Raw genomic sequence first — 16909 nt, 5'->3', positions numbered from 1 at the left:
AATTTTTAATAGAGAGTAGTGAGCGTTATGAGATGGAAAGAGGGAACGTTTGAAAAAATAGAAACAAATGAATCAGCTATTGAGAAAATTTTAAACACGTTTAAGGAACAAAACTTAAATGGTGGCGCAATAATAAGCTGTTTTAAAGTACATAACGAAAATCTTTTCAAAGAAATACCACATTTGAAAGATGGATACGATCACTTCTTTAGAAGAATCTTCAACTCTTTAGATATAATGCATAACTTAGAAGAGTTAAAAATACATACGTCAGAAAAATATAAGTTTCAATTTCAATATAGAAGCGCAGTAATGCTTGATGGGAGTATTGCATTTCAAATCATAAGAGGAGGAGCATATAAGTGCTTTCCGGATAGAATGGTAATGGCGAAGCAATTAGCGAGCGATGTATGTCAATGCATGTTCCAAGATCGTTATGAGGATATTATAGTGTTCGAAAGTCATGCTCCTTGGACAGATTGGTTTTATGATGTTGCGTGGGATGTTACTTGGATGGTGTTAGATAGTAAGGAGTGTAAAATGTGGCTCATTTGTGCTACGGATACGGATTGATAGAAGAGGGGCCTTGTAGGAAAGCTGCAAGGCTCTTAATATTTTGGGGATAAATAGAAAATAAATCATATAAATGCTATACTAAAAAATGTTTGTAATGTCAGTTTCATACTATTGTATAATGCTGACTTACTAGAAAAGATAAGAGGAGAATGAGCGTGCAAAAGATAAAGAAACTATTACTGTTAATGATGGTAGTAGGATTAACAGTAGGTGTTTTAGCAGGGTGTGCAAATCCGAAAGATACGACAGAAGAATTTTTAACAGCGATACAAAAAGGTGATATAGAAAAGGCTCGTACATTTGTTGAGAGTGACAAGGAATTTAACAAACTAAATGAAAAAACAGATGATGCTGAGGCAAAAGCAATGCTAAGTGCAATTACAAAAAACTTTAAATTTGAAAAGCTAGAAGAAGTATCGAAAAAGGATGACAAAGCAGAAGTGCAAGTGGAAATTACATCTGCTGATCTATCCGTTGCTGTAACAAAAGCAGTGGGAGAAGTTATGCCAATGGCTTTCGCTAGCGCATTTAGTGAAGACAAAGAACAATCTGAAAAAGCAATCGAAAAAACAATGACATCAACTATCGTCAAAAACTTAGCGGATAAAGATGCAGCAATGGCAACTCGCAAAGTTACATTGAACTTAAAGAAAGACAAAGATGGTGACTATAAAATCGTTGCAGATGATAACTTGAAAGAAGTATTATTTGCTAATACGAAGTCGTTGGAGAAGATGTTTGGTGGGAAGTGATTGACTTACATAAAAAGAGAAACCATATCACGTAGAAGGTTGATATGGTTTCTCTTTTTATGACCCCGGAGAGGCTCGAACTCACGACCTCCACCCTGTCAAGGTGGCGCTCTCCCTGCTGAGCTACGGGAAAAACGTTGATTTAAAGGCATTTTCACGGGTTTGTATAAATGGAATTCTATTAAAAAAGCAATGGTTATTGTAAATTCTGTGACCATTTGTGACCACAAAATTTATGTTCTTAACTATCTGTATAATGGTAAAGGGAATGAGGTAACTCATTCCTTTTTTTGGGTAGTGGGGGCTATTTTTCACATTTTACAGCCCTCTTATTAAAGAAGGGATATATAGCCCCCTAATTCACACGATATTATGTATAATTCATATTCGATACGAATGAATTTTGAAATTGGGAGCTTGTTATAAAAAGTCTTTAATGAAATCTAAAAGAAGATAAAATAATTCTCTATTCTTCTTTTGAACTCTTAAGCATTATATAATAAGGATATAAACATAAATTTCATAATTAAAAAGAAAAGGAGGGGAAGAAGTGAAGCATAAATCAAAATCAGTCGGTTATATGTTAGCTTTCTTTCTAGGGGGACTGGGTGCGCATGCATTTTATTACAAGAAATATATCAGAGGAACTTTATATCTCCTTTTTTGTTGGACGTATATCCCTGTTTTCTTAGGGTGGTTTGATATGTTTTTTATAAAAAAATGGCATAAACAACTAGAAGATAATCAAGATATAAGTAGTAACACAGAGCTTTCGCCAACTTTATCAGAAGTGATAGAACAAGAGGTGACACAAGCAATAAAACCAGTGATTGATAATGCTAGAAATAATTTAATATTTTACAATGAAGAAGATATTGTACTCCCTAAATATAGGCACCTGCAGACCTCAAAAGAAATTTTGGCGGATATCGAACGGATAAAACATCCAAAGAGAGAGGTTCATTCAAGAAATGGAATTTCTATCGAAGTCACTTTTTCTCATTCTCGTGAAAGTTTTGTGCAGGATTCATTAAGATATGCAGGAGAGAGTGGGGGGATATGTCAGGAAGTCCCATTGCAAGCGTATTGGACGACATTTGATATGCTCAATTCAAAACAAAGAGACTGGTATTTTTACTGGAGGGACCAAGTATTAAAAGGGAATTACATAGAGGTTGACTTAAGTTATGTGTTTTTGTTTACCTATGAATTATTAAACTATTCATTTAACCCAAATGCGTCATTTAATGTCAGTATGTTGGTGAGGCTTTATGAAAATTATGTAGAAAGACTTCCGAAATTAGAACGTTATTTAAAACAGTGGATAGCAGACATGTTATATGAGTTGGGAGAACAAGCATTAGCTGAAGAGTGGTCTGTAGAAAGAGGGGATATTCCCCCGTTATATAACCAATTAAAAGAAAAAGCAGACCAACTTTCAAAAATATCGATTACATCATGGAAGCCGTATGTTAGAAACTATAGAGAAACTGTCTTTTATAAAGAACATAAAAATAAAGTATTCAAGATATTTAAAGAAAGTATACCTTTACTTCAACGAATATATAAAGAAGAAAGGAACGATTTAATTAGCCGATGGTTTCAAACAAAAAAGGAAAGAGAAATTAGACGTTTATTTTCTTCTGCTGTAGTAGGACGTGGCTATAATGAAATTCATATTGGTGTGGAGCGAATAAGACCAACTGAAGAACTATATAATGAAGTAACGGCTTTGTTCCGTCTATCTGAAAATGTAGCGAGAATTTTGAATGGTGAGAAGCGGGAGATAAAAGTTGAAGAGGGATTTCTGCCGGAAGGGTTTAAAAATATGATGATGGAGCATTTTTCTAGAGCAGCTAAAGAGACTAATAAGAGATTCAAGGTGGTCCAAAATGCCGAACATCAAGAGGAAGATGGTGAGATACCATTACCTCCTCAGGAGACGGTTGAAAAACAAGTAGAATCGACTAAACCTACAATAGAATTTAATGTAGAGAAAATCATACAACTACAAAATGAAACAGACGAACTTATTAATACAATCGATTCAAGAAATGAAACAGAGGATGAGCCAATAAAAGGGGTTATGGAATCTGAAACGAAAGAAGCGGTTCGGTTGGACACGGAATGTGATTTGGATGTACAGGTAATTGCAGAGAAGGATGAATCTAGTTTGGAGACAAATTTATTGTCGGCACTAGGAGGAAACATTGATGTTGAGGGGGAAGATGAATTCATCGAATCCCTAACGGATATTGAAATTGAGTTTTTAAGTCGATTTGAAAATGGTCAATATCGACATGAAGAAGCGATACAGTTTCTAAAGCAAAGAGGTATCATGATTGGAATGTTCCTAAACGAACTTAACGAAAAAGCAAATGAATATTTAGGTGACAATTTTCTTGAAAATCAAGGTGATGAAATTGTTGTTTACGAAGAATACGAGCATATTATGGAAAAGGTAAAGGAGTTACAAGTACATGAATATTAAAAAAAGAGACTCCTCGGCAATTTTAAACTCTCTTGCAGGCGGGGTTGTTCCAAGTCGGGGATTACAATATATTATGGTAGGGCGCTCTGATGAAGCGAAACAAATCCTTAGTGATTTAGATAATATAAAAAAAGGGTCATCTTTCATGAAAATATTTATTGGACCGTTCGGAAGTGGGAAAAGCTTTATTCAAGCGCTCATTCAACAAATTGCTTTTAATGAAAAGTTTGTTGTAGCGAAAGCAGATTTCACACCAGAAAGAAGGTTATATGGAAGTGAAGGAAAAGCAGTAGCAACTTACACCGAATTGATGAAGAATTTAGCTACTTCCACTGTTCCAGAGGGCGGAGCTTTACCAACTATTTTAGATAAGTGGATTAGTGAGGTTCAAATGAGTGTAGTAAAAGAGAACGGTTATGGCTCTATTGAATTTGATAATCCAAGCTTCATCAAAGATGTAGAAAAAAAAATTACAAGTGTTGTTTCAAAAATGGATGAATTAGTGGGAGGTTACGATTTCGCTAGGGTGTTATCGTTATACTTCAAAGGATTCGTTGAAGATAATAGCGAGCTTCAACGTTGTGCCCTGCGGTGGCTTCGAGGTGAATACAATACAAAAACAGAGGCTCGTTCTGATTTAGGGGTTCGTGATATCATATCCGATGGCAATTACTACGAATATATTAAAGTGTTGTCGCAATTTGTAAAGCAAATTGGCTATGCTGGCCTAGTTATTAATCTGGATGAGGCTATTAATTTATACAAAATTACACATCCTCAAACAAGAGATAAAAACTATGAAACTATTTTAAAAATTTACAATGACACGTTACAAGGAAATGTGGAAGGATTATATATTACTCTTGGTGGAACACCCGAGTTTCTAGAGGATGAGCGTCGGGGATTATTTAGTTATGGTGCATTGAAACGGAGACTTCAACCAAATCGTTTTGAAACAATAGAGCACCGTGATTTATCACAACCTGTAATTAGATTAACACCATTAAAGCATGATGAAACGTTTGTATTATTGCAAAAAACGAGGGATATACATGCTGTTCATTATGGGTATGAGAGTGATATAACAGATAATGAAATCATGAATTTTATTCGGGAAGAGTACGCTAGACCTGGTGCGGAAGAACATCTGACTGTTGGTGATGTCATTAAGAACTTTATTAGTGCCCTAAATATTCTTCATCAAAATCCGGGATTCAATCGAGCAGAATTATTCGGTGAAAAGGAAGCAGAAAAGCCGTTAACAGATGTTCGTTCTCGATTTTCTAGAGTGGAAGGGTAGGTAAAGGGAATGAGTAGTTCATTTCAAATGCTTTCTAAAACCATGCAAAAAAAAATTTGGGACATGAAATGGGAAAAGTTCACACCTGTTCAAAACAAAACTATTCCTGCCATTATGGAAAGTACAAAAGATGTAATTGTTTCATCTGGGACTGCTTCTGGTAAAACAGAAGCAGCTTTTTTACCTATTCTTTCTTTAATAGAAGAAGGGGCAGAGACGCAGTTGAAGGTGCTTTATATCTCACCCTTAAAAGCTCTTATCAATAATCAATTTGAACGTATTGAAAAGCTGTGTGAACATAGCCATATTCCAATCCACAAGTGGCATGGAGATGTTAGTCAAAGTCGAAAAAATAAATTTATTAAGAACCCTGGGGGCATCTTGCAAATTACGCCAGAATCGGTTGAAAGTTTATTTATTAATCGTACTGAACATATCAGACATTTGTTCAAAGGACTGGAATTCATTGTAATTGATGAGATTCATTCATTTATAGATACGGAGCGGGGAGTTCAACTACGTTCACTAATGTCTCGTATAGAACAATACACAGAACAAAGACCGAGAATCATTGGACTGTCAGCTACAATAGATAATTTCAATTTAGTTAAACAGTGGGTGAATTATAAGGATAGTGATAATGTAGAAATTATTGAGGTAAAGGGGAATAGTAAGGAGCTTCTCTATTATCTAATGCACTTTCAAACAGAGGAGGACCGCAAGAAACCTGTTGAATTGTTTGAAGATATAAGAGAGTTAACGAAAAACCAAAAAGCAATTATATTTTGTAATAGTAGGGGAGAGGTAGAAGAAGCAACTGTTTTTCTAAATCGTTTAGCTGAGAGAGACGGCATGGGGGAAACCTATTATGCTCATCACTCATCAATTGATAAAAAAGAGCGGGAATATGTTGAAAAAAAAATGATTGAATCAAACATACCGAAAAGCATAATTGCAACAAGCTCACTTGAACTTGGAATTGATATTGGTGATGTAGATATAGTCATTCAGATTGATAGCACATTTACGGTATCCTCCTTAAAACAACGATTAGGTCGTTCTGGTAGAAAAAAAGATGCCAATCAAATGCTTCAACTGTATTCTACTGAAACGGATAGTTTAATTCAATCCCTAGCCGTAATGGAACTTATATTGGATAAATGGATTGAACCAGCCAAAGGATACTCAGCCCTGTATGATATTTTGTTTCATCAAATTATCTCCATTTGCCAAGAGACCAATGGAATTACGTTAGAAAGCCTCATTGCCAAGATTAAAGCAAACCATGTATTTCACAGTATTGAGGAATATATAACAGAAAAAATCATTCTTCATATGATTGAGCATGAGCATCTTGAAAGGATAAAAGGAAGAAATGAACTAATTGTTGGAATTGAAGGAGAGAGAATTCTTAGAAGTAAAGACTTTTACGCTGTATTTTTGACCCCAGAAGAATTTACTGTTTTAGAAGGAATTAAAAAAATAGGTATGCTAGATAAAATGATGGTGGTAAATGTAGGAGATAATATTATACTGGCAGGTAAGTTATGGACTATTAAAGATGTTGATTTTGATAAAAACAAGATATATGTACAAAAGGCTGTAAACGGGAAACCTCCTAGATATTCGGGCGGAGGGATTAAAATACATAAACGGATTGGCGAAAAAATGATGGAGATTTTATGTGCCAATAATGAATTTAGTTATGTAAATGAAGATGCATATGAGACGATTTCTGATGTCAGAAAGCCTTATCATGCATATAAAATTCATCCAAACGAGCGAGTAATTTGGGATAGTAGCGGGGAAATTGTGTTTGAAACTTATACAAGTTCTAATATTTCTCGAAACTTAGTTTGGGCACTTCGTTCGTTAGGTCTGCCTGTTAAATCAATGGATGGAGTGGGAAGAATCACTATTGAAGGGTTTTTTTGTGATTTTAATGAGGTAATCAATCAAGTTAAGGAAATGAAATGGACTGCTGAAAAATTGATGGATGCTACACTTGAACAAGAGTTCTTTGTATCAAAATATTCTCCGTATCTGCCTCGGGATTTACAGAGTGAATTACATATCGCTAATGAAATTGACATTGCAGGGATGATGGAGTACTTGCAGTCACATTCTTTTAAAGTTATACGTTTGTAATTAGAAGTAAGGTAATAATAGAGACATTGACAAACACTTATTTTCACAAAGGAAGACAAATGCCTATAAGATGAGCATCTGTCTTCTTTTTATTTACTGTATTATGTGCTTTGAAACATAGGTATTCAATTTTTCAACAACTGTATATAGTGGCTCTTTTTTGCTTTGAAGAAAAACATATGGCAAAGTGTCTTGGTTCATACTGCATAGAATATTCTTGGTGTATTTTGATGGATGTTTATTTTAATAAATTAATTACGAGTATTCTGGAAAGCTATGAAAAGAATAGTGTCATTTTAACCGACGGAAAAAGAGGAAACCAAAATGTAGCAGTTGTTAACGAAAGCGGTATTTACTCGTAAATACTGACAAACCAATAACCACAAACAAAAACATTTAAGAAGTGGATTACTAATAGAGTACTTTAGTTTATAACAAAAGATATCTGTGAAGTGTTGGGAATCAAAACTACAACTGTTGCTATTAAAAATTAGATGCAGATGAGGTGACTAAGTTGAACTTAGGTCGTCAAGAATAGTTGAGATGTTACGAACAAGCAAGTTAGAGGAGAGTGATTCCTAGCAACTGATGATGTGGAAAACAACTCAAGATAGGAAATGACTTGATTAGGGAGGAACTTCATACTATAAAGGGGGTAGTTTTAATCGGCACCCTTGGAAGAAATCAACGATATTATTAATGAGATTGCTTTTATCTACTAGTGATAGGGATTAAAAAGACAGAGTTGGACTAATTAAAGACAAGAACTGACTAGTTTAGATGGTAACAAAAAAGTTGATGTCACTATTAATGACGGTAACCAATTCCGCTTAAAGTACGGGATTGGAGAGATTATAAAGTCATTTTCTAGATTGGAAAAGGATGAGTTTACTAATAGTAAACTCACAGATACTACGGGTTAGAAATCAAGGTATACCTATCGTTAACGAGAGTGGTCTGTACTCACTGATGATGGAAAGTGCAAAGTATAGAAGAAACCAACTTTGGATAGGTAATGATTCAATAGATTTGACCTGCAGCATACATTAGACGTAGCAGTTCAAAATTGTGAGATTACATTAATTAATGAGTCTGGTTTATATGCTTTAATCTTGGAAGGTAAATTGCAAAGCGCTAAGAGCTAAGAGCATTTAAGAAATGGGTAACTTCAGAAGTATTGCCGAGGAGTTACAAAACTGGACAGTAACGAAAAGGGTGTCATTTCAAATGATACCCTTGGAAGAAGGTAGAAAGTGTTACACATTAACGAGTATGGTCTTTACAGGATAGTCTTCATATCGACGTATCCTCAAGCAAAAGCGTTTAAGAAGTAGGCTATAAATGAGGTACTACCTTCTATCAGAAAACACAGGAGCTTCTACATGAACGAATTACAAGTATTTAATAATGAGGAGTTCGGAGAAGTTCGAACGGTCACGATAGAGAAGGAAGCTTGGTTTGTAGCAAAAGATGTATGCGACATTCTAGATATTAAGAACCCTAGGACATCTACAGCCTTGCTAGATGATGACGAAAAGGGAGTACATACTATGGACACCCTTGGAGGAAGCCAAGAATTTGCAGTCATTAACGAATCTGGATTGTATTCGCTAGTTCTAAAGAGTCGCAAACCACAAGCGAAAGCATTCAAAAAATGGATCACATCAGAAGTGTTGCCGATGATTCGCAAGACTGGCGGTTACTTAAATAACGATGAGATGTTCGTCAACACATATCTGGCTCATGCAGATGAAATGACAAAGACATTATTCAAATCAACATTAGAAACGGTGCGTAAGCAAAACGAAAAGATTGCGGTGCTTCAGCCAAAAGCTGAATATCACGACAATGTACTTGATAGTACAAATACATTTACCATTACAGAGATTGCTCATGATTTGAACATGACAGCTCGTAAATTAAATTTCTTACTCAACCAATTAAAGGTGTAACGAAAAATTGGAAGTACATGTGGATTGTATGCGGCCCACCAAGATAAAGTGATTGCTAAGCCAGTAGAAGAAGAGAAAGAGGTTCGAAATAAATATATCGAAACATTAAACAAGAAGGGTATACATTTAAGAGGGGTTGAGAAAATACCTCTACTGATTAGCTGAGATAGTCCCTCGTTTCAATTAAGTAATCTATTGATGCATTATAAATACATTAACCATACTAAAAAAATCGTGCCGGGTTAGCGCCCTAATCCACATAATACACCTCCTCAAATATTTCCGATACGAGACGTATTTTCATCTATTAGTGAAAGCTTCTTAGACAAATAATTTACTGACCAACTACACTACTTACTTTCAACAATCTAAGAAACAGTTTACTACTTTCCGCTTAGTAATAATAGTGTTTGTACGACTGTAATTCGAGTGATAAATTTTTTTAAAAAAATACTTGACATGACATTTCTGATTTTACATTAAGAAACGTCAGCTTTTTATTAACCAATCAAGCCATAAAAGTGCAAATTCTTGATTTGTTACACTTATCTTATATAACAAATCAAATACAGAAAGAGAGGGTTGGGTAGTAAGGAATAAATAATATAGAGAGAGTGAGAGAGAGATTAGATTATTCGCTACTCCTATATGCAATGAAAGAAAAAACAAATAAGAAAGCTTTTATGATTAGATTTACAGAGATTAAGAAAAATCGTCAGGTGTTAGAAAAAGCGAGTGGATTGTATTGCTATCATGTGAATAAGAAATTGAAATATGTGGGGATTAGTAATAATCTATGGCACAGGTTTGAGGATGGATATCTTAAAGAAGATAGTGCACAACACCGTAATTCTAAGCTGATGCAACTAATTGAATCTAACCCTAATGATGTTGAGGTAGCGTTTAAATTCATAGATGGGAATTCTTTAAAGGAAGAGGAGACAAAATTCATTCAAGAGTGGATTCCTGAATACAATGTGAGAGAGAATCCACGTTGTGAAATAAGTCCTATTCAAAAGATGATAGGCAAATATGTTCATGAAGTGAATCGTGAAGTAACTTTTTCGGAAGTACGAGAATACCTATTTAATAAGTGGCGTGGAGAAGTATCTTATGAAAGAATTGATGAAGCACTCAGAGATGAAAAGAGAAACCTTAGTAAATATTGTAGTAAGAAACGAGGGAAACAAATAGTTACGCCTAAGAAGAATTTAACATAAGCAAATAATATAATTATATAGGGGTGATACCTTTAGTGAATGCCCCACTAATCAGTTTACTGAAGTGAGATTAAAGTCGATTAACTTTACATATTACGTCTCGCTTACTTTTTTAAAAAAGGCATCTAAAATATAGGTGTAGTTAATCTGTGTATGAGTAAAGTACACTCGAAATCCAGGTGTGATGATAATAAAATGCACCTGAAAAATAGGTATCCCCCAACATCTAAAAACACTAGTGTTTTATAGAGTATTTAGGCAACATTGGAAGGGGAATAGATAGAAGATTACTAGATAGAAGACAATATAATAGATATAAATAAAGGTGAGGGGCGCCAAATTGCGCCCTTCTCCCCTTAAATTATTAATATATTTAAGTAGAAACAATAAAATATAATCGAAAGGAAGATATAAAGTGAATACTGAAACAATATCGACAACAAAATTAGAAAGGTTAGAATCATTTATCAAGATTTCTAAATCATTAATGGAAGCCAAGAATCTAGGCAAAAATGGGGAATTAGATGTTTATCATTTAGCAATCATTAAATCATTGGCAAACAACTTTCAAGGGGCAGCTCATACTGGAGTTACTCATATGATGAGATTCATTGGTATGAGTACGGAACAAAGTTCAACAAAATCAAGAACAAAAGAATCCTTACTCAGATTGCAAGAGATGGGACATATCGAGATTTATGAAGATATAGGAATGAACAATGTAGTGAACGATTTAAAACCTGCTAATAATTACTTTATTAAGCCAACAGGAAAGGATGAAGAATGGGGATTTGCCAAAGTGTTTAACAAAGATATTCAAAAAATAGTTGCGATGAAAAGTGATTATAAACCCAAGGTGTTTGCAACGTATCTTAATGTAATTGGTAACATGTTTTACGATAGTACAGGCAATAATAAGAATGTTCCAGTGTCATTCATTGCTATTGATACAATTGTAAAGAATACTGGGATAAACAGAAAGTCAGTTGTAGAATATCTTAAAGCGTTGTTTGAAGAGGGAGTTTTATACTTTATATACTTTCAAATCAATAATTCAACTACAAAGAATTATTGTACAAGATGGATTCATAAAGAGAACACTGCTAAATGGGCTGTTCCGCTTGCCGAATTTCATTACAAGACTGATAGAAACAAATTTAAAGGAGGAGGAATCGGAGTATCAGAAGAATGAGGGTCTCTTAATTGAAGCTCTTCTTTTTCATATATTGGAGAAGTTGATTGGACATGGTGTTGGAGTTCACCACATTGGTTACATAACAATTAATAAAACCCGTCTTTTATTGTTTGCTAGAATAAGCGATATTGATTGTAATGTAATTAAACTAAAGGAGCAGTGTAGTGGAAGAAGGAAAAGTATCATATAACATAGAAGTAATTGATACTATTTTATATAACATATATGAACTTGATAAGCATGATTTATTAAGTGATTAAAGGTCTACAATAGACAAAGTAAATGGTATTCATCCTAAAGAAAGAATGTCTGAAGATAGAGATGAAATGCAAATAGCACTTGGAGAAATTGAAATTGCTCTAAGAGGAATTCAAGTATTACCAAATTTATTTCAATAATACTAAAGTTGAAAGTGAAGTATAAATATCATGAATTAGATAAAAAACATCATGATATATACATGCAAGGGGGAATGTGGATTGAAGTGGACAGATATAAAAAATATTATAGCTAGGGAAATTGCTGAGAATTCAGTTCATAATGACATTGAGGAGAGATGTAAAAAATTTGGTCTTGATATTTCTTATATGACTAAACATCAATTTAACGATTCAAAAGAAAAGTATGTATTAAATGTTATAGGGGCTCAGAGTGATGGACGATATAGTGAAGAGGCTTTATTAGAAATATGTAAAACCATGTTTTGTGCAGAATTTCCCAAGGTAAGTCCTAAGTTGGAAAAACTAGTGTATAGAGAAGAAAATATAGATTATTTTATGGAAGTAAGGTCTTTGATTATTACGTTTTTGCAAGAAAAAGGATATACTCAAAAAAAGCAACTTATTGATGAAGGTTGGGTTGATGACCTATGTAATATAGGCTTCATATCTCGTGATGAGTTTGCGAACGATATAATAAAGTTTGATAATCTTGAAATATTTGTGAAAAGAATTATCGGCAAATATAATCCTGAAGACTTAAAAACAAGATTCTTGGAATTAATAAGTTGGTTTTCACAAAAGGTAAATGATAAAAAGTTTGATGAAAAAATTACATCATATAATCTGGATTTTTCAAGAAGAAAACTAGGTAATTGGATAATCTTCGCATCTAAGAAGTGGGACACTGATTTTCAAATAATTGATTTTCTTCATAATGAAATTGAAATCGTTAAACACAAGGATGATTGTTTAGTAATGGAGGGTGACTTTGTAAAAAGTAAAGGGTTAAGTTGGAAAGATTTATTTGATTGGTGGGAGCAAAAAATTGGAGGGACGAAGGAAGAATTAATTGTAAGACTTTATAAGGAATGTCAAAGTACTCCAGAAAAACTCATGTTCAAGACATATTTGAAATATACTAAAACTAACTTAAATCTCCCAGCTCTTCTACCACAGGTCACAATCAAATATGACCCATTTAATAAAAAGAGTAGACAACAAAAGGGTGGAGAAATACTACATAGACAAAAAGCAGACTTTGTTATGTTTGCCCCTCACTATAAAATGGCTATTATTGAAATAGATGGTAAAGAACATTATAGTCAAAAAAATAATCAAGGTATATATGTTGCTTCACCAGAATTATATGCTCACCAAGTAAAAAGTGATAGGGAATTTATGTTGAAAAATTATCTTATTTTCCGTTTTGGTGGACATGAATTTACAGATACAAATATAACTGAACATCTAAAGTCATTCTTTGAATCATTGCATAAATTTTTCATAACATTTTAGTTATTGTTTATGTATCGAGGGGCCATATGTGCTTGATACTTTTTTGATTTTATCTATTTAAATCTAATGAAATTTTGATTTTATCACGGTAGAAGGAAAAGAGTAGCAACTAAATGTTATTGCTCTTTTTTGTTGGTAATGAGTACCTCAGAAACAATTACAGTATTTGCTAATGATTGTGTATTTAAGAATAGAATTAAAGCCTAGGTAATCCTCGTTATAATGCAATTTATCTATATCGAAAAAGTCAGAGGTGCACATAGCTTTGGAAAGCTGTAAAAAATAGTATACAAAACTAGTAGAAACTGGGAAACCCAATATAGAGATGCAGTAAATACTTTTGTTCTAGGTATTTAAGAGAATCAAGCAAAGACTCTCTTGTATTTTCTTCTCTTTGCTTGATAATCATTCCATCCATCAATATAGATATAATCCCAAGTATTCCCTTGAGCGATGCTGCCTACTGTACTAATGGGTAAACCAAAACTTTGTGCTATATCTCTTTGCTGGTCGCCTTGAATAAGCATCTTTTTTATTTCCATTACCTTTTCTTTGCTTAACTTAGCCATCCCATTGTTTGAACCTTTGTTATCCTTTATTCTTCCCTTACTTCTTTCTGCTTGATATTCGCTCCAACCTTCAACTTTAACGTGTATCCAGCTTTTGTTGGTGGCGATGTCATATATAGGGCTCTTGCTCACATTAAACTCCTTTGCAATAGAATCCATAGAAAGCTTATTCATAAGTTTTTGCTTAATAACAACAACCTGTTCCTCTGTAAGCTTGGCATTTACATGCCTAGAACCTTTTTCTCTTTGCAGATAATTGGGAGGGATAAACTCTCCACGAGCCTTTAGGTCTTGCCATTCTTTCCATCCATCTACTTCAATGTGAGTCCAGTTCTTATTAGTGGCAATACAGTTGATGTTAGTTTGTCTAACTCCATATTTTTTCGCCAGTACTAGTTGAGACACACCTTTAGTTAGAGCGACTTTGATTTTTCTAACATCTTCCCCCGTAAGCTTTGCTTGACCATGCTTTTCTCCCACAATTCCACTAGAACCTTCTCCACCAAGAGTCATGTTGTAACCATTTTTAAACGAGTCGTAAAAGGAAATCCAAAATTTTTCTTTTTCCTCTAATTCTTCTTTACTATCTGCCCTATCTATAATCTCCCATTTGAAACTATTCCAACTATACTTTCTTATTGCTTTGTAAAATTTGCAATCATAGTGTTTAACAGATGGAAGGAATGCACTTGATTTGTGAGAATTATATCTCTTTCTAAATGTTTTAGTAGTTAGTCCAATGTACACTTTTCCATTGATAGAATTGGTGAATTTATAAATAACATTCTTTTGATTTTTCGTTTGCTTTATAGCCAAAGGTAACGCCCCTTATGTTTTTATGTCTCAGTTTAACCAAGCGGCTTTATCTCATACCTTTTTTCTTTCTCAACCACATCTTTCAATCCATCAGGTTACAAAAACTAAATCAGCGAAAAGCCTATTTCAAACAACAATGTATCAGCTTCAATCATGGCTATATTTAATGAGGGGGAGTTTATGCACTATGGAACAAAGATAACAAGCTTCTCTATATCGGATATGCCTCCATGTTTGGAAAACGATTTCCACACCATTATGAATATCTTAAACCAATAGTTCATAGTATCTCTATCTATCCGACGGACCAATATCGTTTACTTGAATATACATTAATCCAGAGAATGTATCCTCTATACAATAGACATCGGAGTTGGAATGAAATTACCAGGGGACAATACGGACCAAATCCTTATCTGATTGATGAATACTCTTATTGGGGGCACAAATTTTTTAGGAAAAGTGAATATCCTTTAAATTCAATAGCACAGAGGAATACGAATATTATGAGGGCTTAATAAAACTTGTCGATGAATTAAAAAGTTTTAGCAAGCGGACTATTTAAAGGTATTTTTTTTATTATTTGAATAATCTTTATTCCTTCTGTGTTTTTTAATAATTTTTCTATAAAGTATGCAAAATGAGTAGAGCAGAATAAAAATATTGAAGATTCGTTCAAATGATGTGCAGAGACTAAATGTAATATGAGTATCTTTGATATTAAAATAAATATTACATGATAAAGTATTTTGTAGTTATATCTTTTCTCCTTGTCTAATTATTAGGTAAAATAAGGATATGTATAAAATTTTACCAGAAAGGTTGGGAGAGATTATCAATTCAAATGCTATTATCACTGCATATACTGATTTAAAAGCTATTCAAAGGCTTATCTTAAATTTACGCAAGAACGAAGAATGTAAGAGTACGCATGTATATTCTCTATTAAGAGATATGTGCCTAATAATAGATGAAGTTATTGATGCTTTTTTTAAAGATTCTATAGATGTCGATGAACGAGTAAGTAAAATTAGAAATCATGTTCATCTTTACGGGAAAAAAAGAGGTCAAAATCAAAAGATGTATCGAAAAATTTTAGATTATCATATTGATGCTTATGGAGATGATGTTAATAACATAGGATTTTATCTGAATAGTGATGGTGAAGTTGTTGGGAGTACTCTCTATGCAGCATACATTTTATTGGACACAGACAATTTACCATTCCCTTTGAGAGAAAAATCTGCACATGTTGCAGAGAGTAACTTTTTATTTGCAAAATATATAGGAGAACTAAGCGATATTTTAGCAAATGTGATAGAAAAAGAACTTGTGCTACAGGCAACTGAAAATATTGATATTATGGAAGAAATTTATAATGAAAAAACGTACGATTGTAAAGATATACATCATAAGGATTTGTTTGTTTCAGAGAGTGATTTAGCCAATACATTTATTTTTAGGTTAATCTTAAGCTTACAGGAAATAAGTGATGTAATTTGGCTTAGAGATAGGTATATAGAGAAGCTAACTCAAGTTTCATTTGTAGATTTGTATATAATGTTAAGATTAACAACCCTAAAAACGGATGAAATTATGGATAATTTATTAAATATAAAGCAACATTCAAAGAAATTTTTTTATGAATGGAATAAAAAAAGGAATAGAGAAGTAGAAAGCCTTTTAAGAAAATATGAGCAAGAAATGAAAGAAGAATGTAGCACGATGAGAAATATGATACATTATGACATTGAATCCCAAGATGTAGAAAGCAATTTTATCGGATATTTAAATAATAAAATTAATCAGGAATCAAATTACCTAGTTAGTACAATAAATAAAATAATTGATTTATATCTCAGACCTTTAAGATGTGAAATTCTAAATTACCTTAAAATTGAAGAAATTAGGTCTTTATCTGATTGGGAAATGATAATAAATCGTCTTTCTAAAATATAGTTATTGAATCGTATTATAAAGGAGAAAGGGTTAAAATAGGTATCTATGAATATGAGATAGGAGAAAAACTATGAATTAAATGCCTTATGAAATTATAGAAGAAATGATGCAGTACTTTGGGAGATATTTTCATTATAAAGACCCAGTTGCATCTTTTATGAGTTTGTCAGATGTCCCAGTTGTATTAATTGATAA

Annotated in this window: 11 protein-coding genes and 1 pseudogene; 11 read left to right on the top strand and 1 reads right to left on the bottom strand. The window is 33.2% G+C overall.

Translation table 11 applies throughout. The features are described 5' to 3' along the window. The first annotated feature begins 27 nt into the window (after positions 1-27). The 9 genes from ACTFNE_RS16695 (at position 28) to ACTFNE_RS16655 (ending at position 13370) form a co-directional block, all read left to right on the top strand. Positions 28-573, top strand: coding sequence for a hypothetical protein (locus ACTFNE_RS16695; protein WP_270706167.1), 546 nt, complete (start codon positions 28-30; stop codon positions 571-573). 158 nt (positions 574-731) lie between these two features. Next, a complete protein-coding gene (locus tag ACTFNE_RS16690; protein ID WP_270706166.1) occupies positions 732-1328 on the top strand; it encodes a hypothetical protein in 597 nt (198 codons plus the stop codon). Between the two features lie 550 nt (positions 1329-1878). Beyond that, positions 1879-3819, top strand: a complete 1941-nt coding sequence (locus ACTFNE_RS16685) for a TerB N-terminal domain-containing protein (RefSeq protein WP_270706164.1) — start codon at positions 1879-1881, stop codon at positions 3817-3819. Continuing rightward, positions 3809-5119, top strand: a complete 1311-nt coding sequence (locus tag ACTFNE_RS16680; RefSeq protein ID WP_098130654.1) for an ATP-binding protein — start codon at positions 3809-3811, stop codon at positions 5117-5119. The genes ACTFNE_RS16685 and ACTFNE_RS16680 overlap by 11 nt, the downstream gene beginning before the upstream one ends. A 9-nt stretch (positions 5120-5128) precedes the next feature. After that, complete coding sequence (locus ACTFNE_RS16675; RefSeq protein WP_270706162.1) at positions 5129-7267, top strand: DEAD/DEAH box helicase; 2139 nt, start codon at positions 5129-5131, stop codon at positions 7265-7267. Between the two features lie 1382 nt (positions 7268-8649). Further along, a complete protein-coding gene (locus ACTFNE_RS16670) occupies positions 8650-9219 on the top strand; it encodes a BRO family protein (protein ID WP_270706160.1) in 570 nt (189 codons plus the stop codon). Positions 9220-9872: 653 nt separating this feature from the next. Then, positions 9873-10439: a hypothetical protein gene (locus ACTFNE_RS16665; protein WP_270706158.1), complete on the top strand. Its 567-nt coding sequence runs from the start codon at positions 9873-9875 to the stop codon at positions 10437-10439. A gap of 415 nt (positions 10440-10854) precedes the next feature. After that, on the top strand, positions 10855-11631 hold the full coding sequence (locus tag ACTFNE_RS16660) for a hypothetical protein (protein ID WP_098130649.1): 777 nt from the start codon (positions 10855-10857) through the stop codon (positions 11629-11631). Between the two features lie 482 nt (positions 11632-12113). Continuing rightward, positions 12114-13370: a hypothetical protein gene (locus tag ACTFNE_RS16655; RefSeq protein ID WP_270706156.1), complete on the top strand. Its 1257-nt coding sequence runs from the start codon at positions 12114-12116 to the stop codon at positions 13368-13370. 362 nt (positions 13371-13732) lie between these two features. Here the strand turns inward: ACTFNE_RS16655 and ACTFNE_RS16650 are convergent, their stop codons facing one another. Then, the gene (locus ACTFNE_RS16650; RefSeq protein WP_270706154.1) at positions 13733-14755 is read right to left on the bottom strand and encodes a GIY-YIG nuclease family protein; all 1023 of its coding nucleotides are present in this window, start codon (positions 14753-14755) and stop codon (positions 13733-13735) included. 182 nt (positions 14756-14937) lie between these two features. On the opposite strand from ACTFNE_RS16650, the pseudogene ACTFNE_RS16645 reads away from it, so the two are divergent. Together ACTFNE_RS16645 and ACTFNE_RS16640 are read left to right on the top strand one after the other, a co-directional pair. After that, positions 14938-15273: pseudogene (locus ACTFNE_RS16645) on the top strand (hypothetical protein); the annotation flags it as partial. 280 nt (positions 15274-15553) lie between these two features. After that, entirely contained in the window at positions 15554-16714 is a 1161-nt protein-coding gene (locus ACTFNE_RS16640) for a hypothetical protein (RefSeq protein WP_270706152.1), read from the top strand. Positions 16715-16909: the final 195 nt, after the last annotated feature.

This window comes from Bacillus cereus group sp. MYBKT111-2 (assembly GCF_051915205.1).
Taxonomy (GTDB): domain Bacteria; phylum Bacillota; class Bacilli; order Bacillales; family Bacillaceae_G; genus Bacillus_A; species Bacillus_A paranthracis.
The sequence above is the reverse complement of the archived record's forward strand: the minus strand, read 5'-3'. Positions and strand labels throughout refer to the sequence as shown.

Excerpts from the sequence above, each read along its gene's own strand:
- ACTFNE_RS16665 (WP_270706158.1), top strand. The coding sequence starts at position 9,873 with ATGAAAGAAAAAACAAATAAGAAAGCTTTTATGATTAGATTTACAGAG.
- ACTFNE_RS16640 (WP_270706152.1), top strand. The coding sequence starts at position 15,554 with ATGTATAAAATTTTACCAGAAAGGTTGGGAGAGATTATCAATTCAAAT.
- ACTFNE_RS16675 (WP_270706162.1), top strand. The coding sequence starts at position 5,129 with ATGAGTAGTTCATTTCAAATGCTTTCTAAAACCATGCAAAAAAAAATT.
- ACTFNE_RS16695 (WP_270706167.1), top strand. The coding sequence starts at position 28 with ATGAGATGGAAAGAGGGAACGTTTGAAAAAATAGAAACAAATGAATCA.
- ACTFNE_RS16670 (WP_270706160.1), top strand. The coding sequence starts at position 8,650 with ATGAACGAATTACAAGTATTTAATAATGAGGAGTTCGGAGAAGTTCGA.
- ACTFNE_RS16680 (WP_098130654.1), top strand. The coding sequence starts at position 3,809 with ATGAATATTAAAAAAAGAGACTCCTCGGCAATTTTAAACTCTCTTGCA.